Genomic DNA, 24728 nt, shown 5'->3' on the forward strand with positions numbered 1-24728 from the left:
TGTAATAAAAACTTCTTAATTCCAGTTGTCTGTTCTAAAGGAAGAAGCCGGTAGACCAAAAACGTTGAAAAGGGAGCCATCTGCATAGCTTTTCCAAGCGTATCTGACCGCCACAGGCTTGGATACGACCTCACTATAAACAGTCAAACTTCCTTTTTGTATGTTTGCTACAGCGGGGTGGAAAACTTGATCTTCGCCCGCAATTTCGAAATGCTTGAGTTCTTTGTTGAAGCTGCAGACACCGCCCGGAGCATAATCAAAATGAATCTTCGCTTTATTCCCAACGACGTCCATCGATTTGTAGATGGGACCGCTATATTGAATGCCCTTATAACCATAGGTATCAGCCAGCGCCCAATAGGCCAGACGTTGACTTACTTCCTGTTTATGGGCCGGATGGATGCAGTTTTCTTCTCCGATATCCATGGTTACGGCCATGCCGGTGTTAGGTGTGTTTTGCCATGTTTTTAGCTGTGCTTCCCGTAAGAAAGCCGCGTTGACACCGTTACCGTAGTTGAAAGGCGCAATTTGGACGAAGTAAAATGGAAAATCCCCTTGTCTCCACTCCTTACGCCAGCTGCTGATCATCGCTTGAAAATAGGTTTGGTATAGTTCAGCTTTGTTTCTATTGGATTCTCCCTGGTACCAGATCGCCCCTTTTATCCCATAAGGAATCAACGGATGAATCATCGCATTGAATAAAGCCGAAGGTGAGTTTACGGTGATGTTAGCAGGTTCCTTAATAGAAGCATAGTCAAATCCGTTGGAAGTTAAGGTTTCCTTGTTTGTCCAGGCTTCTACACGCGTGCCGCCAACACTGCTGCAGATAATACCGACGGGAATTTTAAGCTTCTCCTGTAATATTTTGCCGTACATATACGCTACGGCACTGAATTTGGCCACATTGCCTGGATCGGCGTTCTTCCATATACCTGTACAGGTATCTAAAGGAATGGCGCTGCTATTTCGTTTTACATGAAATAAGCGTAGGTTTTCGTTTTCGCTGTTTAGGATGAGTTCATTGGCGCCGATAACGGGTTGCCCGGCGAAGCCTGCCAAGGGCATTTCCATATTCGATTGCCCCGAACAAAGCCAAACCTCACCTAATAAGACATCTTTTAAGCTTATGGAACGGCTTCCTTGAACCTGTAGGGTATAAGGACCGCCCCCCGCAATCGTTTTGATCGTCGTTTTCCAGGTGCCATCTGCATTTGTGGTGACGCTGGCCTGTTCTCCCCAACTCGCCTCAATCTTTATTGCTGTATGAGGTTTGTCGGTGCCCCATATCGCAACATCGGCGTGCTGTTGGAGTACCATGTGGTCGCCGAATAACGAATTAAGTTTGGTCTGTGCACGAAGGTTCTGGAAACCGTTCAAGGACAATACCAAAAGAAACAAGAGTATACTTTTTGGGCTTTTCATCGCTGCATGTTTTATAACGTTCTACAACCCTCTTTCTTTTAATCGGGATAGCGCCTCAATATAGTAATAATCCGCATAATTCAGCGGTACATCGATTTCATTGCCATGCGGAATACTTCCCACGCTATGCTTTAAAATAAAATTACCGTTCTCTCCGGTCTTTGCGGTATAGGTGTCGCTTGCCAGAGAGTCGAGAATATGCTGCGCAGAAGCTAAGTATTTATCATCGGTATAGGAACTTAATTCCAATAGGGCAGACGCAAGAATAGCACCCGAGGAGGCGTCCCGGATTTCGTTCGGAATATTGGGTGCGTCGAAATCCCAATAAGGAACACCGTCTTCCGGGTAGTTCGGATGGTTGAGTATAAAAGCTGCTATTTTTTCTGCGAAGTTGAGGTATTTTTTGTCCTTGGTATAGCGATAGCACATGGTGTAGCCGTATAGGGCCCAAGCCTGCCCGCGTGCCCACGCGCTTTCATCGGAATAACCTTGCGCGGTTACCTGATGGGCCACTTTTCCCGTCTCGGGGTCATAGTCCACTACGTGAAACGAACTGCCATCAGGCCTGAAATGGTTTGCCATGGTGGTATTGGCGTGTGCAACAGCGATTTTTCGATAGCTGCTGTCCGTGGTGATATCGCTGGCTTCAAAGAGCATCTCCAGATTCATCATGTTATCGATAATGACCGGGAACTTCCAACCCCGCTCAGCTTGCCATCCGTGATCAACATCCCAGCTCTGGATGCAGCCCACCGTATCGTTAAATCGTGTAGACAAGGCTCGTGCTGCGTCAAGCAATACCTGTTTGTATCGTTCTTCTTTTGTTATTCGGTATGCTTTGCCGTAAGAGTTGTTAAAAATGAAACCCAGATCATGATCGGTTGTTAAATCCTTATGGGGCTCGAACAATTGCTGCGAAGCTTCGGCGGCCTCTTTCCATTTTTTATCGTTGGTATGCTCATACAACATCCAACAGGTCCCTGGCCAAAATCCTTCCGTCCAATCATAAGAAGATTGTATCCAATGGATATGGCCATCTTTGGTTAAAGTCCGAGGGTTTTTATGCTCGTTCAGCGCGGCTGTACGCAGCATAGAAAGCTGCTTTTCACTTTTCTCCAATAAAGATTTACTGCTGTCGTCTGTATGACAGCTAGAAAATGCTAAGGAACATAAAAGCAAGGTTGACGTGATTATCTTCATTCTGATGTCTAGTTATTTTAAAGTGATGTGTTTGTTGTCAATCAATTAGTGATTCTTGTTTTTTGCCGCTCTTCGAGCAAGCCGTTTAAAAGTGATTCCAGACGGCGTACCTCGGCCTCGTATTTCTTGGATTTAGCTAAATTTTTCGTATCGATCCGACTTTCGGTATGATCATACAGTTCCCTTTCGATAACATGTTTGGGGTTTTTATGATACTGCCAACGGGTAAAGCGGTAGCGGCCATCGGTAATGGAATAGCCCATAATTTCCCGGCTTGGCGGTGTTCCCGGGTACGTTTTTCCTTTTGGCCACTGACTCATGGCGACTTCTTTTACCCGGGTGCCTGGGTCGTTTAGTATCGGAACAAGACTTTTTCCTTGCAGGTGATCTGGTGCTTGAATGCCTGTTAGTTCGCAGAGTGTGGGATAAATGTCGAGCAATTCGACTACAGAGGGGCTTTTGCGTTCACTTGAGTAATCCGGATCACGGATGATCAAGGGTGCGCGGGTATCCAGCTCCGCGTTTGAGTGCTTGCACCACATGCCATATTCGCCGAGCTTATAACCGTGGTCTCCCCACAGTACCACAATTGTATTTTCGCGTAAACCGTTCTTTTCGAGGGCGTCTAATAGTTTGCCAACCTGGGCATCGACGAAGCTGACGGAAGCGTAATATCCTTGGATGAGATTCCGGGCGATACTGTCTGGAAGTGTGCCTTTTTCTTTAAATGGAGCAATACCATGGTATGCTGCTAATTCTCCTGACCATTTTATAAAAGCTTGGTTATACATGCCGCTCGGCTCTTGCTGGCTCGGAATAGCGATATCCAATGGGTCATATAGGTCCCAATAGCTGGACGGAGCAACAAAAGGTAAATGGGTCGCGGTGAAACCTACGCCCAAGAAGAAGGGTTGATCCTGATCTTTTAGCGCTTCGATACGTTCCGCTGCGATGGCGGCTACCCGGCCATCGGATAAATCTTCATCCGGGGCATTTGAACGATAGTAGGGAAGCATTTTTCCATTGAGTTTTGGAAGGCTAGACTCTAGGTCCGTCGTATCGCCATGATTTATTTTGGGAAGCACGTCGAGCTCATCCCGATAATTCCATACCGTTGTCCACGACTGCAGATCGTTCTTATTGCCATGTCCGACATGGTATATTTTACCGACGTTTTCGGCGATATAGCCGTTTTCTTTAAACAGTTGCGGTAGCGTTACGACATCGGGTACGGTTGTTCTGAAAAAGGTTCCGAGATCGTATATTTGCATCGCATCGGGGCGGAGTCCGGTCAGTACACTATTTCTGGACGGTGCACAAACAGCTTGTTGACAATAGGCGTTTTCGAAAAGATTTCCTTGCTGGGCTAATTTGTCGATATGGGGTGTTTTTACCTGTGTCATACCATAGCAAGCTAGTTCTGGCCGGAGGTCATCGATGGCGATAAATAAAATATTTTTCTTTTTATGGGATATGTTTCTGTTTTGTTGGGCGTTTGCGCAAGGTGTAGCATATACACACGCTAAAACAAGCAAAGGCCGGATAAAAAAGTCTATGATATGGTTTCTTTTCATGTACTTAACGTTTGTTAGCAACGAAACAAATAAAAAAAAAAAGCTGGACGCATGGGGGGGGGTAAATGTCGGAATGTAAGGTGTTAAATGTCGGCGGCATTTTAACGATCAACGTACGCAGCAAGTAATTTATTGCTAAATCGATGTTCTTTTTGAAGAAGAGCAGGAGGATAAAATACCCCCTCAATTTAGACGCTTTACCCCCGCTGTGATGCATATTGTTTTTTGATATTTGTAAACAGACAGTTATTAAAACCATCAATTAAATTAAGAAACAATTATAAAACTACGGGAAGCATGTGGTATATATGCAACCTTTTATAAACGAATCGATCATGAAAAATAAGACACGGCTTTTATTCCTGCTATGCTGTTGGGTGATAGTCTCCTTCTCTTGTAAGGAAGATTTAAGAACCAACCCACCAGGAGCTCCCTACGATCTACGGTATGTAAGTGTTGGTAACGCCCGGGAGGGTGGTCAGATTGTGACGGCTCCACCGACGGTACAGACCGGCGGGCTGACGCCAAAGTTTGAGTTGGTTGATATCTCGCTGAGCGACGGCTCTTGTTTGGACGATACCTATCAGCAATATGTACGTATCGGCGAGAGCCATGTGGTAGATATTCCCATTAACCCAAATGAAGGTTATGTGGATGAATACGGAAACCCGCTTACTTTTTTTGCTTCGGAGAACACAGCCAGCAATGGTATTATTACGATAGCTGCCGGGCATACTTTTACCGCCGGCGACTACTATTTTGATATTAAGGTAACAACACAGGATGGTGCTACCAAGTACGAAACGGTATTTAAGAAAGCATTTCATTTGAACGTCGGCCCGCTATTGCCGACAAATCTTGTTTATACACCGAAAAACCAAAATTTGGTGTATGGTCAAACGGATAGTAAGACCTCGGCTCCGCTTCTGCCGAGCGCTAATCCGGATGTAACCTACGAGCTGGCAACAGAAGAAGATAAGTTGGTCATTGATGGTAAGACAGGAAAGGTTTCCCTTTCCCCAAACTATGTCTATACAGATTACGATACGTTGACGCCTGTCGTGCGTGTTGTCAGCAATATTACTGGCGAGGAGGTTTTGTTCGACGGGAAATTGACCACCATCATTACCGACCGACCAGAAGTTATGCCACGAGAAACGATTTATTTCTTTTATCCTACCCTGCGGACTTCCGGATCATATCCTACCGGAGGTGACGGTTTCACGGTGCAGGTTATCCAACCCGGGGTTGGTGATGATATCTGGGGTGAAATTGACAATAGCTCAGGTCGGGCGTTTATAGCACCACCTGAACGACCGCAGCAGAACACCACGCAGACGATACTTGAAAATCAACTACATAACGGTTCGGGGGTCACCACACCGACGACAAGCTGGATGGTTACAACCACGCAGGACTTAACACCTTTTGAATATGGCTACGACTTATCCTTTGACTATTATTATATGCCGCACTTTCAAACCTATATGGCAGACGGACGGGCGCCTGCAGACATGGAAGTGTATATTTCGACAGACTATACCGGAGGCACCATTCAGGACGCCAATGGCAACTGGTTGAACGGTACCTGGACACAGGTTAACGACGTGATGCGTTGCCAACGTTCCGAGGGTATGGCGGGCAGTAATTCCGCCGGAGCGCCTTGGGGGCCAGCGTTTATCGGCACACCTTATCCGGGCAACCAAGCAGGGGCCGATCCGGATGATCGTAAACGACCGGAGCTGGGTACCTTCTACGGTAAGTGGGTGAAATGTACTTATGCTATTCCGGTCGAACAGATTTCTACAACCTTTACGGTGGCCTTTAAAATTGCTTCGTGTTTCGAAGGAGAATTGCTGAACAACGCATCTGCAATGGGACGAGGGGGGATTTTCTTCTTTTCAGATTTCCATTACAGAGCGGTAGAACCAGAAAACTAAGTTATTGGATATACTAATTAAGAAAATATGAGGGGTAACGTATATATTATATTAATTATCAGTGTCCTTTTCGCTTTCTCCGCACAGGCGCAGCAAAGTGTAAAAGGGACAGTAAGAGAGGCAAATGGAACACCGATTGGAGGCGTCAGTGTCTCTATAAAAGGAAAAACAGGCGGATCAACCACGACAGAGCAGGGAACGTATGTCATTAATAACGTGCCATCCGATGCGGTGTTGATTTTTTCTTCCCTCGGATTTCGCCGAGAAGAACAGGCTGTCCTCGATCGGCAGCAGATCGACATGGTGTTGGAGGTAGAAGATGTGAAGCTAGAGGAAGTTGTGATCGGTTACGATGTGGTCCGAAAGGAGGATCTAACGGGTTCGGTGGCCAGTGTCAACACCAAGCAACTTGCGGAAGCTCCTGCGGCTAATTTCGATCAGGCGTTGGCCGGTCGGGTGGCGGGTGTACAGGTGACTTCACAGGACGGAACGCCCGGGGCACCTTTGCAGATTGTGATCCGGGGCGGAAACTCCATAACCGGTGACAATTCTCCGCTTTATGTGGTGGACGGCGTACCATTGGAAGGGTTTGATCCGGGTACTATCAATACGCGGGATATTAGGAGTTTTGATATCCTGAAAGACGCTTCAGCTACTGCTATCTACGGCTCGCGGGGTGCAAATGGGGTCGTGGTGATCAATACCTACGGCGGGAATAACGACGGTCGTACGGATGTCGACATCCGGTCTTCGGCTTGGTTTGAGCATGTCCCCACTCGTCTGGATGTGATGAACCCTTACGAGTATGTGATCTATCAGCAAAAAATGGCGTATGCCAATGACAACTATGTGCCAGGGACCAACGTAGAGTTTTTTAACCGACGATATGTAGATCCGGAATTGTATCGGGGTGTAGAGGGGATCAATTGGCAAGACGAGATATTCCGTTCGACCAACTCGACGAACCAGTCGCTTTCTTTGCGCGGAGGCAATAGCAAAACGACGTTCTTGTATAGCGGAAACTTCGTGAATCAACAAGGAACATTGATTGAGACGAATTTCCGGAAAATCAACAACCGATTGAAATTCACACACAAAATCGCGCCTAATTTCGAGGCAAATGTGCAGTTCGAGTATAGTCGGAACAACCACGATGGACAGATAGCGTCTGGAAATTCAAGGCACAGTATCATCCGTGATGCGATATCCTTCCGCCCCTTGACACCAATCAACTGGACAGACAGCGACGAGGCCGGCGTAGAAGATACTGACCCTTATCTTCTGAATCCCGTTCGCAGAATGCAGAGTACAGATCGCTTTCGGCTCGACGATGTATTAGGGGGTACGCTTGGTTTCAATTATAATGTAACGAAAAAATTGACGCTGAGCATGATGGGTAATTATCGAGCGAGTCTCCGGGAAACGACGACTTTCCACAAACGGGACTCTTATGAAGCAACCCGTACCAGTCGGGGAATCAACGGTTCGTTGACGAACAATCGCTGGGATGTGTTGTCAACCTCCAATACATTGCGATATAAAGACCAAATTGGTAAACACAATTATGGCGTATTGGCTGGACTCGAGGCACAGTATAATACATCAAAGTTCAATAGCCTACAGAACACCAATCTTCCTACCGATGAGTTTGGTATATATAATCTTGGGATTGCTACCGCGTCGACCATTGCCAGTACGGACTATTCCAGAAATTCATTGTTTTCGGTATTTGGAAGGGTAAATTATACGTACGACAACAAATATTTACTGACTGCAACGATGCGTACAGACGGCTCTTCTAAGTTTCGTACAGCCAACCGCTGGGGCTATTTTCCCTCATTTTCCCTCGCATGGCGGCTTTCGGAAGAACCTTTCATCAAACCGATTGAAGCAATCACGGATCTAAAGCTTCGCGGTGGATGGGGAGCTACGGGAAATAACCGTGTAGGGGATTTCGTGGCATACAACCTTTTTAGTGTCAACTCGAATAGTGGCTATATACTGGGTGCCAACCAGGGCTATGTTCCAGGAGCCTTTCAAAGCAATATGGCGGTGCCAGACCTGCGCTGGGAAAAAACGGAACAAACCAATATTGGTCTAGACTTACAGCTCCTCCGAAGGTATAATTTGACGGTAGATGTTTACCAGAAGAATACGGTAGATTTGTTGCTGGCGGCCGATATGGCGCCAAGTACTGGCTTTGCCCGTGTTCAACAAAACGTCGGCGAAGTTTCCAATAGAGGGATCGAATTCACATTAGAGTCTCAAAACATTCGGAATGCCAATTTCACTTGGAGCACCAATTTTAATATTGCCTTCAACCGGACCAAAACGATACAGTTGAACAGTGGTCAGAATGAGATTCGCACCGATCCACAATGGGATGTGCAGTTCATGCAGACGGAGTATCAGTATATTACTGAAGTCGGCCAGCCGGTAGGTATGATGTACGGCTTCGTATTCGATGGACTTTACCAAATGGACGATTTCAGTTTCCAAAATGGAACATATACCCTTAAAGAGGGAATCCCGACGCATATGAGTGTCACTAAGCCGGGAATGGTACGGTTTAAGGATGGGAATGGTGACGGAATGATTAGTCAGGAAGACCGGACGATTATCGGTAACCCACATCCAAAACATACGGGTGGGTTGTTCAATAGTTTCCAGTATAAATCTTTTGATTTTCAGTTTCTATTGCAATGGGCTTATGGATTCGACCTGTTGAATGGAAACCAGTCGGAATATGGAAATATATACCAGACTAGCAGAAATGGACTGAAGTCACTAACGAATTTCTGGACGCCGACAAATCCGGACACGGAAATTGGTGGAATGCGCTTCGATGGCACGAATTTGTTGACCCCTTTTGGATACAAACTGGATTCAAGGCATATACAGGATGGTTCCTACCTCAAGCTAAAGACGGTTTCCTTCGGTTATAATCTTCCCGAGGACTTGATATCGCGCGTACGTATGAAGCGATGTAGGGTATCGCTCTCCGCGCAGAACTTACTAACCTTGACAAAGTATGAGGGTTATGACCCCGATGTTTCTGTAGGTAGATTTGGGGCATTAACCCCCGGCTTGGATTACTCTGCTTATCCGCAGAGCATGACGATATCGGCCGGACTGGAACTTTCTTTTTAATCGATTATAAAACGGTATAAAATTAGGAAATGATGAATACAAAAAGATTTCGAGTGGTTGTAGCCATAATGGCTTTGCTGATAGCATGTATAAGCGCCGGATGCAAGAAATTCCTTGACTTAGACCCGCTATCGACTTGGCGGGACGAGACATTCTATTCTTCCGCATCGGAAGTGGAAATGGCACTTGCCGGGATTTACAGCGGCATGGCCAACGATGATATGTATGGCTATAAGTTTAATGTGGTGTTGGAGAGCGGTACGGACGAGATGTATACGAACTCTTCTGCTGCCAACTGGGGAGCAGCCCGATATGCGTATACCTCTTCCAGTGATGAGGTGCAGAATATATGGCTACACTTCTACAGCATGATCAACTTGGTGAACCAGCTGGAAAAGAACTTAGATCCGGAGATGTTTTCCGAGGAACAAACCAACCGCTATCTAGCGAAAGCACGTTTTATGCGCGCATTCGCTTATTTTAACTTGGCGAATTGGTTTGGTCCTGTGCCTATCCGCTTAAAGCCCAGTTCTAATCAGGATGACAATCACGTGGCTCCTTCTGCCGTGTTGGAGGTTTACCAACAGGTGGAACGCGATTATCTATTTGCTGCGGAGCATCTGCTTCATGCCAATAGTCCCGACTATGTTCCGGGCGAACCCAATAAAATGGCGGCGCACGGTATGCTAGCACGCTTGTATCTACGCATGGGTGGCTTTCAGCCCTACCTGGCAGAAAATGAAGCAGATTGTTATTTTGACAATCCACAACAATATTTTGAGAAAGCCAGGCAACAATGTGAGATCATCATCCAAGACGGCTGGCACCATATCGTGCCTTACGCTACCGATCCCCAGAGCTATCGTAACCATTTCATGAATTACCTGCAAAATCGGTACGATTTGCGCGAATCACTTTATGAGGTGTCCTTTGGCAACTTGATCGAAATGGGATTGAATGTACACGGACGGATGGGTAATATCAATGGTGTAGAATTTGTCGGGACATCCGATATTCCCCGAGGTTTTGCCAATGTGAATGCGTCGGTCGCACTATATAATCGCTACGCGAGTGAGGATACCCGATTGGCTTGGAATATTGCCGGGTACCGCAATAATTACTCTTCAGGCAATCAACGTTATACAATGAGCTATATTTTTGACCGTCCGCTGCATCAAGAGTTTGCGATCGGCAAGTATAGGAGGTGGGAACCCACGGATATGGAGGCGTTGCGTACACAGCGGAGCATTGTAGACGCTCCCTATACTATTCTGAACAATGTAACGGGATCGGCTACTGATCCAAACTATACCAGTATCAATTTTCCACTATTGCGCTATTCGGACATATTGCTGATGCATGCGGAGGCCATTATCGGTGGTCGTTTCGGAACAGCAGATGCATCGCCGGAAGCGGTGAATAGTTTAAATATCGTGCGGGAGCGGGCAGGGTTGGAACCTTATATTGGAAATACACAGCATGATGCGTTCTTTAATGAGCTGGTCGATGAACGCCTTCGGGAGCTGTGCTTTGAGGGGTTACGCAAGCAGGATTTGGTGCGCTGGAATTTGGTAAGAGAAAAACTCGACCAACTCGACGAAGCGATCCGCTTTAATTCGTTCTATGTGGAGACTGATGCCTTTCACCAGACCTACCGTGAACCAGGACTTACGTTTGATCGTAACCGGCACATGTTGTTGCCCTACCCATTGCAGGAAGTAACGATTAATACGGAGCTGGATCAACGTTTTCCATGGTAACAAAAATTGATTTATCATAAACCAGAAGTTGGAAAAGATGGATAAAAAGATAAAAAAATCAGTATTAAACGGCGTGGGATCCTTATTTATCGCGCTGCTGTTTTTGGGCTGTTCTGACAAAAAGATAGATGACTTGAGCGTTGGTGACAGCAGTAAACCTGGAGTAAGGGCGGTGGTTCCGCGAACGGCACTCCCCGGTAATCATGTGATCATCTCCGGTGTAAACTTTGGGGATGACCGCTCGAAGATCAAGGTCATGTTTGGCGACCAAGCCGCAGAGATTGTAAATTATTCCGCAGGCAAGATTGAGGCGATCGTCCCTGCGCAAACGGAGGCTGGTTATGCAAAGATACACTTGGAGATTGGCGAAGAACAATCCAACCAATACTATTTCACGTTTGGCTTTACGAAACCATCTATTGACTCACTAACCCGTGCCTATATCGGAGATCCAGTCGATATCATGGGCTCGGGATTCGGGAATTCGGAGGAAAATATTACTGTGACCTTTGATGGTGATACAGCAGATCTTCTTTTGGTGACGGATACACTGGTTCGGGTGTTGTCACCGCAGCTCAGCGAAAGCATCGCCATGGACGTGCGCGTGGATGTCGGCCCTAATCAATCGAATGTTAGACGTTTCTCCTATCTGGATAACCTGTATAGCAATCCGGTGGTGGCGCAGAGTCTACCCGATCCGACGCTGATTAAAGCGGAAGATGGACTCTTTTATTTATATGCAACGGAGGATATTCGCAATACCCCGATCATGAAGTCCAGTGATTTAGTCAATTGGGAGCTGGTAGGTACAGCATTTACAGATGCTACTCGCCCTACTTTTGAACCGAATGGTGGCCTTTGGGCGCCCGATGCCCGATACATCAACGGAAAGTATGTACTATATTACTCCATGTCTGTATGGGGTGGCGAGTGGAGCTGCGGCATTGGTGTGGCCACAGCGAGCAATCCGACAGGTCCGTTTACCGATCATGGACCGTTATTCCGAAGCAATGAGATTGGTGTGCAAAACTCCATCGACCCCTGCTTTATTGAAGATAATGGGCGGAACTACATGATGTGGGGAAGCTTCCGTGGCATTTACTTGATTGAAATGAGCGAGGATGGTCTTTCGGTAAAAGAGGGTGCGGAAAAAAGACAGGTTGCCGGCACTTATTTCGAAGGCGTGTATGTCCACAAGAAAAATGGCTACTACTATATGTTTGCTTCTATCGGTTCTTGCTGCGCCGGTATCAACAGTACCTATCAGTTGGTGGTGGGACGCTCCACTAGCCTCGCAGGTCCCTATTATAATAGAAGCGGCTTTGATATGATGAACAATGGACGAACTTTAGTTATTGATCGGAATGATTCCTTCGTGGGCAATGGACATTGTTCGCAGATCGTTCAAGATGACGCAGGTAACGATTGGATATTGTATCATGGTGTGCGCACCAGCGATCCTTCCGGTCGGGTCCTGATGCTTGATCAAATAAAATGGGGTCAGGATGGTTGGCCTTATGTAGAAGTAGGAACCCCTTCTCGCGCGACGCATGCGCCCGTGTTCAACGCCAGACTTAACTAAAGAACTGTATATTGCAAAAAATACCATAAATCTATGTTTCATACCCTAAAATGTCTTTTGATAACTTGTCTTTTGACCTGCTCTTTATGGAGTTGTGCACACGATAAAACAAATTTATCATACGATTATGACAAGATAGCTGATCATCCAAGGCTTTTGCTGAAACAAGGAGAGGAAGTAGCTATCCGTGCTTCCTTGCAGCGAAATCCTGAATTTCAACGAATCGATGCGTACATTCGACAGGTTTGTGATGAGTTGCTTGATGAACCGACGCTTGTATTCAAAAAACAAGGAAAACGTCTGCTAGCCGTATCGCGCCTTGCACTTTCCCGTTTGTACTACTTATCGTATAGTTACCGGATGACTGGCAATACCCGCTATCTCCGGCGGGCAGAGGAAGAACTCAAAGCGGTGTCTGCCTTCGAATCTTGGAATCCATCCCATTTTCTCGATGTTGGGGAGATGGCTATGGGCGTAGCCATCGCGTATGATTGGCTTTATGATGACTTGCAAGACGATACACGTAAGTTGGTTCGACAAGCCATTGTAGAGAAAGCTTTTAAGCCATCCTATGTATCTGGGGATAATTCGTTTTTAACGCGACATAATAACTGGAATCCGGTGTGTAACGGCGGGCTGGTGTACGCTGCATTGGCTATTTTTGAAGATGAAAAAGAACAGGCTACGGCGATTATCGAACGGGCGCTGGAATCTACCAAGTTGCCGTTGGAAACATACGCACCGGATGGAAACTATCCCGAAGGTCCGGGTTACTGGAATTATGGGACCACCTTTCAAGTGATGTTTTTTTCGGCATTGGAAAGCGCCTTAGGGTCAGACTTGGGGCTATCCGAAGCGCCCGGCTTTATGGCCTCCGCACATTATATGCTCTACGCTGTTGGTCCCTCCGGCTATTATTTCAACTACTACGACGGTGGTCGCGCCGTAGCGCCGTCCTCTGCTTTGTTCTGGTTTGCGGAAAAGGAACAAGATCCGGCTTTAATTTATCAAGAAATACCACTGATCAGAAAAGGTGGATACACCAAAAAAATCAATTCGGACGAACACCGCTTCTTGCCTAATGCGTTAGTGTTTGGGAAAAATTTAACGTTGTCGGAAATTAAGCCACCTGATGGAAATACCTATGCGGGGCATGGCATGACGCCTATATCGATTGTTCGCACGAACTGGCAGGATGGCCAAGGGAAGTATCTTGGCATTAAGGGGGGGAAAGCCGGTGATCCCCATGGACACATGGACCAAGGTACCTTTGTGTATGATGTGGGGAACCTTCGTTGGGCAATGGATTTTGGTTTGCAGAGCTACATCACGTTGGAGTCTGAGGGTGTGGACCTCTGGAACATGAGTCAAAACTCGCAACGTTGGGATATTTTTAGGTATAATAATTTAAATCACAATACGCTGACCATTAATAATCAACGACATAATGTTGAGGGTAAATCCGAAATTGTTGACACGTACGATAAGGGCCGCGAGCTCGGTGCTATGGTGGATTTGACACCCGCATTAAACTTGAACAATGAGCTGAAGAGGGCAACCAGAAGGGCGGTTATCGTAGAGGAGTCATTTCTAAAAATAGAAGATTTTATAGAAACGAGCGCCGACCCTGTCGATTTGAGATGGAATATGGTGACGCCGGCATCCGCGGAAATCATAAACAAAAATACGATAAGACTTTCCCAGCAGGGGAAAGATATGATCCTAACGGTCGATTCGGAAGTGCCTTTTAAACTCACCATAAGACCTTCTGAAAACCCAAGAGAATATAAAAGTGAATTTGGGAACTATAAATACGGAGATTACAATCAACAAAATAAGGGAACGGTTATGGTAGGTTTTGATACTACTGTACCGGCGAATACGACCGTAAAGTATACGGTGACGCTGATAGAATCGCTATAATTTATAACGAGGACAGGCGCTTCGTTTAATTATTTTAAAATGAGCGGATCAAGTTTAAAGATAATAGTTGTATTTTTCTTTATAGGCTACATTTTGGTTGGTAGGGCCTATGCGCAGCCATGGAAAGCAAAATGGACAGGTGATGCGGTTCTGGAAAGTGAGGAAGCGTTCTATGCCCTGACACCTTCGTCTCACGCGCTGGGGAAAAATGGCTTTATGAACTAATCGGCTGGCAAAAAGAAGATGGAACGTTATTTTCCCCTATTCCTGCGGGGAACTGGGATAGCGAAATTGCTGATCAATCACTGGCGAGTATTGGTTTCTACGGGATCTGGACATATTATATGCATACGGGCGATAAACAGTTGCTTATAGACCTTTTTCCTGCCATACAAAAATATCTTCAGCTGTGGGAAAAGGATAGCGATGGTCTTGTCAGGGTAAGAGAAGGTGGATGGCTATGGGGAGACTGGGGAGATCATAAAGATATGCTGCTCATTCATAACCTATGGTACTATCTGGCTATAAAAGGTAATCAGTTAATAGCAAACGAGCTGCGCTATGATGAGCAGGCGAAAGAATATAGGCTTGAGATGGAGAAGTTTAAGACAAAATTCAACGAAAGATTTTGGAATGGTCAATCGTATAGAGATCCTAAGTATACAGGCGAAACGGATGAGCGGGTACATATGCGCTAGCCTTTCTGGCAGATATTGCGGACGAACAATATTACGACCAAATTTTAAAAGTGTTTTTGGAAGAAGAACATGCAGGTCCCTATATGGAAAAGTATGTGTTCGAGGCTATGTATAAAATGCGTGAGCCGGCCAAAGCGAATGCTCGACACCGAAAGCGTTTTTCCGGAATGGTCAATAATGGCTATTTCACCACACTGTTCGAAGGCTGGGGAGTTGGTCGTGAGGGTTTTGGAGGAGGAACTGTAAACCATGCGTGGAGCGGTGGCGGATTGACTGTGTTATCCAGTAGGCTTTGTGGAATAAGATCGCTCACGCCTGGATATAAAACGTTTCTAGTGGCGCCTCAACCGGGTGATGTTCGGGAGGCATCGGCAAAGGTGGCAAGCGTAAGGGGAGATATCTTTGCTGGTTATAAGATGATAGACTCTATCTCGATGTTGTTGTGCCTAATGGGACCACCGCACATGTGAAACTGCCTATCGGATATCGAAAAATAAAACGTAATGGACGAAAAAGTACGGCACCAATTGAGCTTCAACCGGAAACATGGGAAATAATAGCTAGGAGATAGAAGCAAATTCTTATTTTTGCTTAAAAAACAGCAAAGACATGAAACTTACCCTTGGCTTTTCGCCCTGTCCCAACGATACGTTTATTTTTGATGCGTTGATCCATCATAAAATTGACACGGGAGGACTGGAATTTGACGTACAATACCAAGATGTGGAGACCTTGAACCAAAAAGCGTTTCTGGGAGAACTAGATATCACCAAGCTGAGTTACCATGCTTTTGCATATGCCGTAAACGACTACGAATTGCTAGACGCTGGAAGTGCACTAGGTTCTGGTGTAGGGCCATTGCTCATTACGAAAGACCCAGCGTTAGCTGCACGGTTAAAGAACGTGCTGGAAAACAAGGAGGAGCTGAATACAGCGGAAAACGGATTGAAAATCGGTATTCCAGGAAAATATACAACGGCCAATTTTCTATTGGGGATGGCTTTTCCAAGCTTACAAAACAAGGAGGAGTTGGTTTTTTCTGATATCGAACAATCGTTGTTAGATGGTACGATTGATCTGGGTTTAATTATCCATGAAAACAGATTTACTTATCAAGCGAAAGGATTGTACAAGGTCGTGGATCTGGGGGATTTTTGGGAACAAACAACCAACAGTCCAATACCCTTGGGAGGGATTGTAGTGAAACGGGGCTTAGACAAAGAACTCAAGGTTAAAATCAACCGATTAGTTCGAGAAAGTGTACAATTTGCCTTTGAAAACCCGAAATCAGGATTGGATTATATCCGTTCCCATGCACAAGAAATGGAGGAAGAGGTGATGTATAAACATATTGACCTCTATGTGAACAAATATTCGGAGCACCTGGGGAAGGAGGGACGTATGGCAATCCAGCAAATGTTTGATAAAGCCCAAGACCTAAAGCTTATTCCCACTTCTCGTAAAAGTTTGTTTTTGATGACTTAAACATCACTATGATAAAGAGGTGGATGGGCAGCTTCTGTGCAAAAACAAGGCGTCGCTCCAGTCGCAAATAGAACAACATAGGTTTTACAAAAAAATAAACTGGAATCCTGTTAGTTATCACATGTAATAATTAAATTTGCCCGGTAGTGCCAAAATGTCTGCAAAATAGTATTGGATTCATTATTGCACGCGGTATACGGAGATAATAAAATATTATGTTAAAATTTTTAAGTAAATTATTTGGCAGCAAGTCAGAGCGAGATATCAAATCCGTTCAGTCCATTGTAGATAAAATCAAAGAGGAATATGAGAAGCTATCTTCGTTAAGCCATGATGAATTACGGGCGAAAACAGCCGATTTTAAAAACCGAATCAAAGCCTATTTAGCGGATATAGACCAAGAAATTACATCCTTAAAAGCAGAAGCAGACAAGGATGATGTGGATATGGGCGAAAAGACGGCCCTTTATGAGAAAGTAGACAAGCTATCGAAGGATAGAGACAAAAAATTAGAAGAAGTGCTGTTGGAAATCTTGCCAGAAGCTTTTGCTGTGGTGAAAGATACAGCACGCCGCTTAACAGAAAATAAAGAAATTGAGGTTACCGCAACTGATTTTGACCGGGAATTGGCAGCAAACAAACCGAATGTCGTAGTGGAAGGCGATAAAGCGGTATGGAAAAACTCTTGGACAGCGGCTGGTACAGAAGTTACCTGGAATATGGTACACTATGATGTGCAGCTCATTGGGGGTATCGTTTTGCACCAAGGTAAAATTGCGGAAATGTCTACCGGAGAGGGTAAAACTTTAGTCGGTACGTTGCCGACATACCTAAACGCATTATCTGGGCAGGGTGTACATATTGTAACCGTAAATGATTACTTAGCGCGTCGTGACTCCGAATGGAACGGGCCGTTATTTGAGTTCCATGGATTGAGTGTAGACTGTATCGACAAACACCAACCCAACTCGCCGCAGCGTAGAAAAGCTTATCTATCAGATATTGTATACGGAACAAATAATGAATTTGGTTTCGATTATTTGCGCGACAATATGACACAGACACCAGACTCTATGGTGCAGCGAAAATTGCATTATGCCATGATTGATGAGGTGGATTCTGTTTTGATTGATGATGCGCGGACGCCATTGATTATCTCCGGGCCTATTCCACGGGGTGATCAGCATGAGTTTTATCAACTGAAACCGCGGATTGAAAGATTGGTAAATGCCCAAAAAGCCTATGTAAATACCGTTTTTAACGAAGCGAAGAAATCCATTGCCAAAGGCGACTCTGATGTAGAGGGTGGGGGAATGGCGTTGTTGCGTGCTTACCGCGGCTTGCCTAAAAATAAGGCTTTGATTAAGTTCCTGTCCGAAGGAAACCACAGACAGCTATTGCAGAAGGTTGAAAACCATTATATGGCTGAGCAAAGCCGCAATATGCCCAAGGTGGATGCAGAGCTTTTCTTTGTGATTGATGAAAAAAATAATCAAGTAGAGCTGAGTGAAAAAGGGATCGAATTGATTACGGCTTCCGGCGAAGACCCTAACTTTTTCATTATGCCCGACGTCGGGTCTGAGATAGCTGATATCGAAAAATCAGATATTTCATTAGAAGAAAAAGCACAAAAAAAGGAAGAGCTTTTGCGCGATTACTCTATCAAGTCAGAGCGTATCCATTCTATAAATCAATTGCTTAAAGCCTACACCTTATTTGAGATTGACGATCAGTATATCGTGGATGAAGGTAAGGTAAAGATCGTTGATGAACAAACGGGACGTATCATGGAAGGACGCCGTTATTCTGATGGTCTGCATCAAGCAATTGAAGCGAAAGAAAATGTAAAGGTGGAAGATGCGACGCAAACATATGCAACGATTACCTTACAGAATTATTTCCGGATGTATCACAAGCTTGCTGGGATGACGGGTACGGCATCCACAGAAGCGGGGGAACTTTGGCAGATTTATAAGCTGGATGTGGTGGAAATCCCGACAAACAGACCAATTCAACGGGATGATCGACAGGATTTGATTTATCGTACAGCGAGAGAAAAATACAACGCTGTAGCACAAGAAATTCAAGCTTTGACCGAAGCCGGAAGACCGGTACTCGTGGGTACTACCTCTGTCGAGATTTCGGAATTACTTAGCCGGATGTTAAAATTACGTGGTATCAAGCATAATGTATTGAACGCGAAACTTCACCAAAAGGAAGCCGATATTGTTGCAGAGGCAGGGCGTCCTGGTCAAGTAACCATTGCAACCAACATGGCGGGACGTGGTACGGATATTAAGTTGACGCAGGAAGTAATTAATGCAGGAGGTTTGGCCATTATTGGTACAGAAAGACATGAATCGCGTCGTGTCGACCGCCAGTTACGCGGACGGGCTGGTCGCCAGGGGGATCCTGGTTCATCGCAATTCTTCGTGTCACTGGAGGATAATTTGATGCGATTGTTTGCTTCTGAACGGATTTCCAACATCATGGTGAAAATGGGTGTGGAAGACGGAGAAGTGATGCAACACAGTATGTTGACAAAATCAATCGAAAGAGCGCAGCGAAAAGTGGAGGAGAATAACTTTGGTATTCGGAAGCGTTTGCTGGAATACGACGACGTAATGAACTCTCAACGTACAGTAATCTATTCCAAGCGTAAGAACGCGTTGTTTGGTGAGCGTCTGGACGTCGATTTGAACAACACCATTTACGATGTGGTCGAAGATATCGTAACCGAGGCAAAAGAGGGAGGAACTTACGAAGAATTCCAAATTGAAGTTATTCGTTTGTTTGCTATTAACCCCGAAATAGAGGAAGAAGAGTTTACGCAAAGTGGTTTAACGGCCGTAACAGATAAACTGTTTCAGCAGATTCTCACGCATTATCAAAATAAGGAGAAACAAATTGCGGAACAGACGCTTCCAGTGCTAACAAATGTTTTGGCGGAACGTGGCGCCATGATAGAAAATGTGGTGATACCGTTTACGGATGGTATTCGTGGCATACAAGTTGCGACCAATTTGCAAAAAGCAGTAGAATCTAGTGGGAAGGAAGTTTTCAGATCGTTTGAAAAAGGCATAGTTTTGGCGTTGATTGATGAGGCTTGGAAGGAACACTTACGAGAAATGGATGACTTGAAGCAATCTGTGCAGAACGCAGTATATGAGCAAAAAGATCCCATTATTATTTATAAGATGGAAGCATACAATCTTTTCAAAAGTATGTTGGCTTCCATGAATAAAGAGATTGTAAGTTTCTTGTTCAAAGGCGAAATACCGGGTCAACAGCAAGAACCGCAAAATGTTCGGGAAGCACGTCCAGTACAGCCTCAACCCGTTCAGGTTAAAGCAACCAAGGCGGAACTAGCTTCCCCCACGGGTGTGTCTGACGAAGATCGCGATACGCGTGAACAACAAGTCACACAACCTATACGTAAGACACAAACGGTGGGTAGAAATGATGAATGTCCTTGTGGTTCTGGAAAGAAATATAAAAACTGTCACGGAAAAAACGCGTAAAAAATTTACGGAAAATGTTATATAAAGGATTGATATTTGGTTTTGTACTCCTTGGATTCGCACAGCTTGGTAAAGCACAATCGGGAATCGTCGAAGTAGAAAAGGATTCGCTGATTAGCCTTTTGCAAGAATTCAGAGCGGAAAACGATATCAATCCAACAACTGCCCGTATGATTAGTCTTGGATCGAAAGTGGTTGATAAGAAGAGTGGAAAACGGGTTAAAGTACGTGGTTTTCGTGTTCAGGTATTTTCTGGAGGAAACCGGAGTGACGCGTACGCAGTACAAGCTAGGTTTCAGCGATCTTATAAGGATATCGGAGCTTATGTGACCTATGAGGAACCAAATTATAGAGTAAAGGTAGGCGATTTCAGAAGCCGGTCAGAAGCGACGAATTTTATGCGAGAATTACGCTCGCAATACACCAACGTATTTGTTTTCACGGAAGATGTTTGGGCGTACGAATAAATAGAAAAATTATGTCCATGCTGAAAGAAAAAATAAAACAACTCGCTGACGATTTCTTTGAGGAGACGATTAAATTTAGACGCCATTTACATCAATATCCCGAATTATCGTTTGAAGAATATGAGACATCTGCTTTTGTTAAAGAACAACTAGATCGTCTGGGGGTACCTTATGAGAGCATGGCAAACACGGGTGTGGTCGGGCTGATCTATGGAGAGAAGCCGTCGACAAAGGTATTGGCTCTCCGTGCGGATATGGATGCCCTTCCTATACAGGAGGTAGACGGCCGTAGTTATGGGTCACAAAATTTGGGCGTTATGCATGCTTGTGGGCACGATGTGCATACCTCTTCGCTGCTCGGTGTGGCGGCCATATTACAATCTTTGAAAAGCGAATTCGGAGGTACCATAAAACTTATATTCCAACCTGGTGAAGAGCGCCTACCGGGTGGAGCCTCCATCATGATTAAAGAAGGCGTACTCGAAAACCCAGTGCCTACAGGTATCATCGGACAGCATGTGATGCCCTTTATTGAAACGGGCAAAGTAGGTTTTCGTGTAGGAAAATATATGGCTTCTTGTGACGAGCTTTTTATGACAGTGAAAGGTCAGGGTGGACACGGTGCGCATCCACATCAAAACATAGATCCCATCGCCATTACGGCGCAGATTATTACCGCTCTTCAGCAAGTTGTGAGTCGAAATGCAGATCCGAGGATACCAACAGTTTTGTCCTGGGGGAAGATAGTGGGAAATGGTGCCACCAATATTATTCCTGATGAAGTATATTTGGAAGGAACGTTTCGTACGTTTGATGAAAAGTGGCGGGCCGAGGCCCATGAGCGTATGGTCAAGATGGCAACAGGTATCGCGGAGAGTATGGGAGCAACCTGTGATTTTGAAGTACGAAAAGGTTATCCATTCCTCATTAACGAGGAGAGATTAACAACCGCATCCCGTAATTTTGCTGTGGAATATTTGGGAGAGGAAAATGTTGTTGAGTTGGATATATGGCCAGCGGCGGAAGATTTCTCTTATTATTCGCAAGAAACAAACGCCTGCTTCTATCGGTTGGGAACGGGAAATAAAGCCGCGGGTATTTCATCAGCTGTACACACCCCGACTTTTGATGTTGATGAAAACGCGCTGAAAGTGAGTATTGGCTTGATGTCGTATATCACGTTGCGACAACTGACAACTAGCGCGTAACCTTTATTGCTATCTAGCATGTCTTCACATCATATTGTTAGAGAGAACCAGGAGCCCGCTATGATTGTCGCCTCCTATGATGCGCTCGATGAAGAACATATGGGCCAACTGCTAGAATGGAGTCCAACGGTAATAGCGAACGACGACACGATAGATTTCTTTTTAGCAGCAGATATCAAAGTAGATGCTGTATTCAGTACAAAAGAAGAAACATATCAGCAAGAGCAAATTAAAAATCTCCCAATACAACAAGAGTTCCTACCAGACGCCCTGAATTATCTTATCCGAAACAACCACAAAGCCGTTAATATCGTGTGCAATGCACTGGATGAAGTGCTGGAAGCCTATTGTACTTTAATTAATATTGTCGTATTGTCTCATGGGAGACGGTATGTGTATGTCCGTCATCGCTACGAAAAATGGAAAGAAGTTGGCGCGCGCGTTTTCGTTTCCGAAAGCCGACTCAAATCTCTGGTCGGACTTAAACGTATCAGCTCACATGAATTCCTGACCGAACAAGATGGTTTTATTTATCTGGAATTTAATACCAATGAATATGTTTGTATAGGCGAAGAAATTTAAAATGTACACTATTCGAAAAATAAGCAAGAAAGAGGCTGCGGTAATCCATCATTTAGGGACGGAAGTATACCACACAACATATACGACGATTCTAAGTCGCGCACAAATAGATTTCATGCTGCGTAAAAATTATAGCCCGGAAGCCATTCAGCAATCTATGATAGACGGACAAGATTTTTATCTTATCTTTCAACAACAGGAAAAACCTTTAGGCTTTATCGCTCTTCAAAAGAAGAGTGAAGATATTTTGCGAATAGAAAAACTATACCTTTTAGCGAACAGTCAGGGACGAGGGTTGGGCAAAAAATTAATTGATTTCGCGATAGAAAAAGCAAAAGAATGCGATTGCTCGATACTAGAGCTTAATGTCAATAGAGGAAATAGGGCATATTACTTCTATCTCAAGCAGGGGTTTCAAGTTATGAAGGAAGTGGACATACCTTATTATGGTTATATCCTCGATGATTACGTCATGCAGAAACTAGTCCGTTAACTTTTCTACACGTGTCGGCGTTTGTTCTCCCGTCACAATCCCGACAGCACCTTTGGCAATGGCTTCTATGCTAGACTTTATATTCCGGATATCTAACGTCGAAACCTCGTCCTTTACCGTATGGTAGTATGCGTCTTTATCAATCTGCGAAGTGGAAAATGTATGCGCTGGAACACCTAGCGCTGCCAAAACAGCATTATCACTTCTATAGAATAGATTTTGTGTTGGGTATGGATCGGGATGGAACGTAAACGCTGTTCCTTTTAGGTTATCTTGCATCAATTCCGCCAAATTGGAATGATGGTAGCCTGTGATATATAGGGTATTTGGTCCAAATTTAGAATCCTTGCCGATCATTTCTATATTAATCATCGCAACGACCTTATCGGCATCAATATTATTGGAGAAGTATTTAGAGCCAAACATGCCGATCTCTTCTGCTGTGAAGGCGACAAAAATCAAGGTACGCTCGTTGATGCCCTCCTTTTTGAAATGTTTAGCCAAGGCAATCATGGCGGTCGTGCCGGAAGCATCGTCATCCGCGCCATTGGCTATGGAGTCTTTTCCCTCTGGTTCAAGGATACCGATGTGATCGTAATGTGCAGAGAAAACAACAAATTCATCTGATTTAGATTTTCCTGGGATGACAGCAGCCACATTGAACAACGGAAAATCTTCGTGTATGGTGTTGGCGACTATTTCAAAAATTCTGGTGTCTTTTTTCTTAATGGCGAACACTTTACTTGGACCGTTGGTTGCACCAGCTTGTTTTGGAATAACATTTTCACGTGAAAATATTTTTTTGAAACGTGCAAGCATAGGGGCAAAAGACGGGTCTATCCATACGATGTTATTGTTCGGATTGTTTCGCACGATATCGCGGAATCGTTCCGAGAAATCATCTCCAGCGCTGATTTCCATAACTTCTATTTCCGAATCTTGATTCCAAGAAAGGATGGGATTACTATTTAGTATGATAAACTCATCGGTTTTCAATGCCGCTCCATTGATCTTGATGGATTCATTTTTCGTAGAAACTTTCGTTACCTCAAACGTCTGTCGGTAGTTTTCCTCGGCATAAGGGTGTAAATCCACTTGCCGGAATTCCTCTGCAATAAAATCTGCTGCACGGGCAATATCGGGGCTTAATGCTGCCCTTCCGCGCATATCGTCGGCGGCAAGTGTTGAGATAATACGTTCCACGTCCGCCGTTTCCACTGTTTGAGCAGTTACAGCTGATAGACAGGCAGCAAATTGGAAAAAGACAAAAAAATAGCCATGTAAAACTTTTTCTTTCATAATAAGACTCCACTATGTGTGCCTAAAAATAGTATATTTCCTTTATAAATAGTGCTTGATGGCTGAGGAGAATTTATGTAAGTTTGATACAAGAAAATATAAAAAACATGAAAGAAGTTACAGTTGAAGAGCTACAAGGAATGATAGATCGTAATGAAGATTTCCAACTTATCGATGTTCGTGAGCCTTTTGAATACGAAGTTTCTAATCTAGACGGCGTCAACATTCCCTTAGCAGGAATCGTAATCGAGGCGGATAAGGTTTCGAAAGATAAGCCGGTTATCATACATTGTCGTAGTGGTAAACGTAGTGCACAGGCGGTGATGTTATTGGAACAACAAGGGTTTGACAATTTATCCAACTTAGCGGGAGGTATATTGGCCTGGAAGGAAGAAATTGATCCAGATATGGATGTATACTAGTT

The 24728-nt window shown here is 44.7% G+C and carries 19 protein-coding genes; 15 read left to right on the top strand and 4 right to left on the bottom strand.

All coding sequences use genetic code 11. The features are described 5' to 3' along the window. Positions 1 to 15: 15 nt before the first annotated feature. From H8B17_RS01235 to H8B17_RS01245, 3 genes are read right to left on the bottom strand one after another with little or no spacing between them, the layout of a single operon-like run. Entirely contained in the window at positions 16 to 1422 is a 1407-nt protein-coding gene (locus H8B17_RS01235) for a sialate O-acetylesterase (protein ID WP_190307360.1), read from the bottom strand. A gap of 21 nt (positions 1423 to 1443) precedes the next feature. After that, positions 1444 to 2622, bottom strand: a complete 1179-nt coding sequence (locus H8B17_RS01240; RefSeq protein ID WP_190307361.1) for a glycoside hydrolase family 88 protein — start codon at positions 2620 to 2622, stop codon at positions 1444 to 1446. 41 nt (positions 2623 to 2663) lie between these two features. After that, entirely contained in the window at positions 2664 to 4196 is a 1533-nt protein-coding gene (locus H8B17_RS01245; RefSeq protein ID WP_190307362.1) for a sulfatase, read from the bottom strand. 335 nt (positions 4197 to 4531) lie between these two features. Between H8B17_RS01245 and H8B17_RS01250 the strand changes: the two genes are divergently transcribed. The 14 genes from H8B17_RS01250 to H8B17_RS01315 all read left to right on the top strand — a co-directional run bounded on the left by H8B17_RS01250 (position 4532) and on the right by H8B17_RS01315 (position 23005). Further along, positions 4532 to 6136 carry a hypothetical protein gene (locus tag H8B17_RS01250; RefSeq protein WP_190307363.1) on the top strand — a complete coding sequence of 535 codons (1605 nt, stop codon included), beginning with the start codon at positions 4532 to 4534 and terminating at the stop codon, positions 6134 to 6136. 27 nt (positions 6137 to 6163) lie between these two features. Beyond that, positions 6164 to 9286, top strand: coding sequence for a SusC/RagA family TonB-linked outer membrane protein (locus tag H8B17_RS01255; RefSeq protein ID WP_190307364.1), 3123 nt, complete (start codon positions 6164 to 6166; stop codon positions 9284 to 9286). Positions 9287 to 9315: 29 nt separating this feature from the next. Beyond that, positions 9316 to 11046: a RagB/SusD family nutrient uptake outer membrane protein gene (locus H8B17_RS01260; protein WP_190307365.1), complete on the top strand. Its 1731-nt coding sequence runs from the start codon at positions 9316 to 9318 to the stop codon at positions 11044 to 11046. A 37-nt stretch (positions 11047 to 11083) separates the two neighbouring features. Next, positions 11084 to 12628 carry a family 43 glycosylhydrolase gene (locus H8B17_RS01265; protein WP_190307366.1) on the top strand — a complete coding sequence of 515 codons (1545 nt, stop codon included), beginning with the start codon at positions 11084 to 11086 and terminating at the stop codon, positions 12626 to 12628. 156 nt (positions 12629 to 12784) lie between these two features. Further along, positions 12785 to 14551, top strand: a complete 1767-nt coding sequence (locus tag H8B17_RS01270) for a heparinase II/III domain-containing protein (RefSeq protein ID WP_223816283.1) — start codon at positions 12785 to 12787, stop codon at positions 14549 to 14551. A 39-nt stretch (positions 14552 to 14590) separates the two neighbouring features. Beyond that, complete coding sequence (locus H8B17_RS01275) at positions 14591 to 14776, top strand: hypothetical protein (protein ID WP_190307368.1); 186 nt, start codon at positions 14591 to 14593, stop codon at positions 14774 to 14776. Continuing rightward, on the top strand, positions 14776 to 15249 hold the full coding sequence (locus H8B17_RS01280; RefSeq protein WP_190308293.1) for an alpha-L-rhamnosidase-related protein: 474 nt from the start codon (positions 14776 to 14778) through the stop codon (positions 15247 to 15249). Before H8B17_RS01275 ends, H8B17_RS01280 begins: the two co-directional genes overlap by 1 nt. Positions 15250 to 15305: 56 nt before the next feature. Further along, positions 15306 to 15719 carry an alpha-L-rhamnosidase C-terminal domain-containing protein gene (locus tag H8B17_RS01285; protein ID WP_190307369.1) on the top strand — a complete coding sequence of 138 codons (414 nt, stop codon included), beginning with the start codon at positions 15306 to 15308 and terminating at the stop codon, positions 15717 to 15719. A 139-nt stretch (positions 15720 to 15858) separates the two neighbouring features. Next, positions 15859 to 16734, top strand: coding sequence for a menaquinone biosynthesis family protein (locus H8B17_RS01290; RefSeq protein WP_190307370.1), 876 nt, complete (start codon positions 15859 to 15861; stop codon positions 16732 to 16734). A gap of 215 nt (positions 16735 to 16949) precedes the next feature. Beyond that, positions 16950 to 20255 (top strand): preprotein translocase subunit SecA, encoded by a 3306-nt coding sequence (secA, locus tag H8B17_RS01295; RefSeq protein ID WP_190307371.1) that lies wholly within the window; start codon positions 16950 to 16952, stop codon positions 20253 to 20255. A 14-nt stretch (positions 20256 to 20269) separates the two neighbouring features. Continuing rightward, a complete protein-coding gene (locus H8B17_RS01300; RefSeq protein ID WP_190307372.1) occupies positions 20270 to 20722 on the top strand; it encodes an SPOR domain-containing protein in 453 nt (150 codons plus the stop codon). A gap of 17 nt (positions 20723 to 20739) precedes the next feature. Next, complete coding sequence (locus H8B17_RS01305) at positions 20740 to 21930, top strand: M20 metallopeptidase family protein (RefSeq protein ID WP_190307373.1); 1191 nt, start codon at positions 20740 to 20742, stop codon at positions 21928 to 21930. Positions 21931 to 21948: 18 nt separating this feature from the next. Beyond that, positions 21949 to 22512 (top strand): thiamine diphosphokinase, encoded by a 564-nt coding sequence (locus H8B17_RS01310; RefSeq protein ID WP_190307374.1) that lies wholly within the window; start codon positions 21949 to 21951, stop codon positions 22510 to 22512. A 1-nt stretch (position 22513) separates the two neighbouring features. Continuing rightward, positions 22514 to 23005 carry a GNAT family N-acetyltransferase gene (locus H8B17_RS01315; RefSeq protein ID WP_190307375.1) on the top strand — a complete coding sequence of 164 codons (492 nt, stop codon included), beginning with the start codon at positions 22514 to 22516 and terminating at the stop codon, positions 23003 to 23005. Here H8B17_RS01315 and H8B17_RS01320 read toward each other — a convergent pair. Next, positions 22994 to 24304, bottom strand: coding sequence for a M20/M25/M40 family metallo-hydrolase (locus tag H8B17_RS01320; protein ID WP_190307376.1), 1311 nt, complete (start codon positions 24302 to 24304; stop codon positions 22994 to 22996). The two genes, H8B17_RS01315 and H8B17_RS01320, sit on opposite strands and share 12 nt — an antisense overlap. 107 nt (positions 24305 to 24411) lie before the next feature. On the opposite strand from H8B17_RS01320, the gene H8B17_RS01325 reads away from it, so the two are divergent. Then, positions 24412 to 24726, top strand: a complete 315-nt coding sequence (locus H8B17_RS01325) for a rhodanese-like domain-containing protein (protein ID WP_190307377.1) — start codon at positions 24412 to 24414, stop codon at positions 24724 to 24726. Positions 24727 to 24728 lie beyond the last annotated feature (2 nt).

It is taken from the genome of Sphingobacterium arenae (assembly GCF_014692505.1).
GTDB classification, from domain to species: Bacteria; Bacteroidota; Bacteroidia; order Sphingobacteriales; family Sphingobacteriaceae; genus Sphingobacterium; species Sphingobacterium arenae.

What these genes read in the sequence shown, in the direction of transcription:
- H8B17_RS01235 (WP_190307360.1), bottom strand. Translation starts at nt 1,422, where the DNA reads ATGAAAAGCCCAAAAAGTATACTCTTGTTTCTTTTGGTATTGTCCTTG.
- H8B17_RS01240 (WP_190307361.1), bottom strand. Translation starts at nt 2,622, where the DNA reads ATGAAGATAATCACGTCAACCTTGCTTTTATGTTCCTTAGCATTTTCT.
- H8B17_RS01245 (WP_190307362.1), bottom strand. Translation starts at nt 4,196, where the DNA reads ATGAAAAGAAACCATATCATAGACTTTTTTATCCGGCCTTTGCTTGTT.
- H8B17_RS01250 (WP_190307363.1), top strand. Translation starts at nt 4,532, where the DNA reads ATGAAAAATAAGACACGGCTTTTATTCCTGCTATGCTGTTGGGTGATA.
- H8B17_RS01255 (WP_190307364.1), top strand. Translation starts at nt 6,164, where the DNA reads ATGAGGGGTAACGTATATATTATATTAATTATCAGTGTCCTTTTCGCT.
- H8B17_RS01260 (WP_190307365.1), top strand. Translation starts at nt 9,316, where the DNA reads ATGATGAATACAAAAAGATTTCGAGTGGTTGTAGCCATAATGGCTTTG.
- H8B17_RS01265 (WP_190307366.1), top strand. Translation starts at nt 11,084, where the DNA reads ATGGATAAAAAGATAAAAAAATCAGTATTAAACGGCGTGGGATCCTTA.
- H8B17_RS01275 (WP_190307368.1), top strand. Translation starts at nt 14,591, where the DNA reads ATGAGCGGATCAAGTTTAAAGATAATAGTTGTATTTTTCTTTATAGGC.
- H8B17_RS01290 (WP_190307370.1), top strand. Translation starts at nt 15,859, where the DNA reads ATGAAACTTACCCTTGGCTTTTCGCCCTGTCCCAACGATACGTTTATT.
- secA (WP_190307371.1), top strand. Translation starts at nt 16,950, where the DNA reads ATGTTAAAATTTTTAAGTAAATTATTTGGCAGCAAGTCAGAGCGAGAT.
- H8B17_RS01300 (WP_190307372.1), top strand. Translation starts at nt 20,270, where the DNA reads ATGTTATATAAAGGATTGATATTTGGTTTTGTACTCCTTGGATTCGCA.
- H8B17_RS01305 (WP_190307373.1), top strand. Translation starts at nt 20,740, where the DNA reads ATGCTGAAAGAAAAAATAAAACAACTCGCTGACGATTTCTTTGAGGAG.
- H8B17_RS01310 (WP_190307374.1), top strand. Translation starts at nt 21,949, where the DNA reads ATGTCTTCACATCATATTGTTAGAGAGAACCAGGAGCCCGCTATGATT.
- H8B17_RS01315 (WP_190307375.1), top strand. Translation starts at nt 22,514, where the DNA reads ATGTACACTATTCGAAAAATAAGCAAGAAAGAGGCTGCGGTAATCCAT.
- H8B17_RS01320 (WP_190307376.1), bottom strand. Translation starts at nt 24,304, where the DNA reads ATGAAAGAAAAAGTTTTACATGGCTATTTTTTTGTCTTTTTCCAATTT.
- H8B17_RS01325 (WP_190307377.1), top strand. Translation starts at nt 24,412, where the DNA reads ATGAAAGAAGTTACAGTTGAAGAGCTACAAGGAATGATAGATCGTAAT.